Source organism: Phenylobacterium sp. (genome assembly GCF_036402295.1).
Taxonomy (GTDB): Bacteria; Pseudomonadota; Alphaproteobacteria; order Caulobacterales; family Caulobacteraceae; genus Phenylobacterium.
The window spans coordinates 1-2,202 of sequence record NZ_DASWTE010000016.1; the positions used below are offsets into that span (position 1 = coordinate 1).

The 2,202-nt window shown below is 71.5% G+C and carries 2 protein-coding genes; both read right to left on the bottom strand.

Going from position 1 to position 2,202, the window contains the following annotated elements; genetic code table 11:
- Positions 1-156: 156 nt before the first annotated feature.
- The gene (locus tag VGD44_RS01110; protein WP_331082990.1) at positions 157-918 is read right to left on the bottom strand and encodes an SDR family oxidoreductase; all 762 of its coding nucleotides are present in this window, start codon (positions 916-918) and stop codon (positions 157-159) included.
- Positions 915-2,162 carry an NAD(P)/FAD-dependent oxidoreductase gene (locus VGD44_RS01115; protein WP_331082992.1) on the bottom strand — a complete coding sequence of 416 codons (1,248 nt, stop codon included), beginning with the start codon at positions 2,160-2,162 and terminating at the stop codon, positions 915-917. Before VGD44_RS01115 ends, VGD44_RS01110 begins: the two co-directional genes overlap by 4 nt.
- Positions 2,163-2,202: the final 40 nt, after the last annotated feature.

A 2,202-nucleotide genomic window follows, 5' to 3' on the forward strand; every position in this document is an offset into this window, starting at 1 on the left:
TGGGCCCAGCCGCTTTGGCTCAGGCCCACCAATATGGCGCCGAGCACCAGGACCACGCCGGCGCGGGTGAGCGGGACCTCGGGCTCCTCTCCCCTCACCGGATGCGATCCGTCGTCAGGCACATGGCGAACCCCCGCGGCCCAGCGGGTCGTTGCGTCACCACTTCTCCACCCACGGGCGCAGCACGACCTCGAACGCCCAGGTGGAGCGGTGCTGGCGATGGAGCTGCAGATAGGCCTCGGCGATGTGGTCCGGGTCGGCCATGTTGTCGTCGACAGTCGTTCCCGCCAGGCGGTGGGCGCGGCTGCCGTCCTCCTGCGTCCAGCCGATCGCCGCGTCGATCGGCACGTTGGCGACATGGACGCCCTGGGGCATCAGCTCGCGCGCGAGGCTTTGGGCGAGTCCGGACTTGGCGTGGCACGCCATCGCGAAGGCCCCACTCGCCGGGTAGCCCTTCAGCGCCGCGCTGGCGTTGGTGAAGATGATGGTGCCCCTGGCCCCATTGGCGTTCGGCGGGTTCTCGAGCATGAGGCGCGCCGCCTGCTGGGCGACCAGGAAGGCGCTGAACGCCGCGTTCCGGACGGTCTCGAAGGCCATCGCCGGGTCCGCCTCGGTGATGGTCTTGCGGAAGATGCCGGGCGTACGGCCATCGATGTTGTGCACGACGAGCGTCGGGGACCCGAGATCCCGGACGACGCTCCGGAACAGGCCCTCGACGTCGGAGGGATCAGTGGCGTCGCAGGCATAGCGACGGACGCCATGGTCCGCCTCCAGCGCCGCCAGGACCGGCTTGTCCGGGGTCCGGGCGGCGACGGCCACGCGCATGCCGCTGCGCGCAAACAGCCGGGCGCAGCTCGAGCTGATCCCCGGCCCGCCGCCCACGATGAGCGCGACGTCCTGGACGTTGGCTGGGGTCATCGAACGGTCTCCGGAGAGGTGTCGGCCACGTCCCTCATCGAGACGGCGGGATCGGCAAGCTTCGTCTTGTCCACGCGCCGGCGGGACAGGATGAGCTGCTTGCCCATCATGAATTCCGGCGGGGCGTTGACGGCCTCCACCGACTGGAGCTGGCCGCCCTTCAGGTGGAAGACGGCGAACCGGCCGTCGGCCGGGTCGCCGCGCACGACGATCTCGTCGACGTCGAAGGCGTAGCCGGCGATCTGGAGCTTGGCGTCATACTGGTCGCTCCACTGCCAGGGGCACTCACCCGGGGGGCGCGGGCGGCCGGTGATGGCGCTGGCGGCCTGCTTGGCCTGCTCCAGGGCGTTGGGCACGCTCTCCATGCGGAACATGCGCTCATAGATCGGCATCGGGCGGTGGGCCACGTCACCGATGGCGAAGACGTCCGGGTCCGTGACCGAGCGGGCGTCGAGGTCGACCACCACCCCGCGTGCGCACTCCAGCCCCGCGTCCTTCGCAAGCTCGTCATTGGGATGGGCGCCGACGCCCACCACGGCCGCATCGCAGGCGATCACCCGGCCGTCCGCGAGCTGCACGCCCGTCACCTGGCCGCCCGAGCCCTGGAAGCCCACCACCGAGCAGCCCAGCTCGAAGGCGACGCCGTGCTGGCGGTGGCAGTCGGTGAAGAAGTCCGACAGCGGCCTCGAGGCGACGCGGGCGAGGATGCGTTCCTCGCGCTCCAGCACGATCACCTGGGCGCCGAGCGCGCGCGCGGAGGCGGCGACCTCCAGCCCGACATAGCCGCCGCCGATGACGGCCAGCGTCCTGCCCGGGCCGATCTGCGCCTTCAGCGCCTCGGCATCGGCGGCCGTGCGCAGGAAATGGATCCCCGAAAGCGCGTTGCCCTCGACCGGCAGGGGGATGGCCCGTGCGCCGGTCGCCAGGATCAGCAGGTCGTAGGCGACGTTCGAGCCGTCCGACAGCCGGACGAGCTTGTCGGTGCGGTCGAGGCTGACGGCCGAGACGCCCGGACGGAAGTCGATCCCGTTCTCGGGGTAGAATTCCGGGGGCTTCAGCGCCAGGGAGTCGGCGTCCGCCTCCCCCTTCAGCCAGGCCTTGCTGAGCGGCGGCCGCTGGTAGGGCGGGATCGGCTCGTCGCCGATCAGCGTGATCGGCCGCTCGTGACCGTACTGCCGAAGCAGCGCCGCCGCCGTTCCCCCGGCATGTCCCGCGCCGACGATCACGACGCGCTGCCAGGTCATCGTGCGCGCCCCGATCCCGCGGCCGCCCATGCGGTCCCGG

What these genes read in the sequence shown, in the direction of transcription:
- VGD44_RS01110 (WP_331082990.1), bottom strand. Translation starts at nt 918, where the DNA reads ATGACCCCAGCCAACGTCCAGGACGTCGCGCTCATCGTGGGCGGCGGG.
- VGD44_RS01115 (WP_331082992.1), bottom strand. Translation starts at nt 2,162, where the DNA reads ATGACCTGGCAGCGCGTCGTGATCGTCGGCGCGGGACATGCCGGGGGA.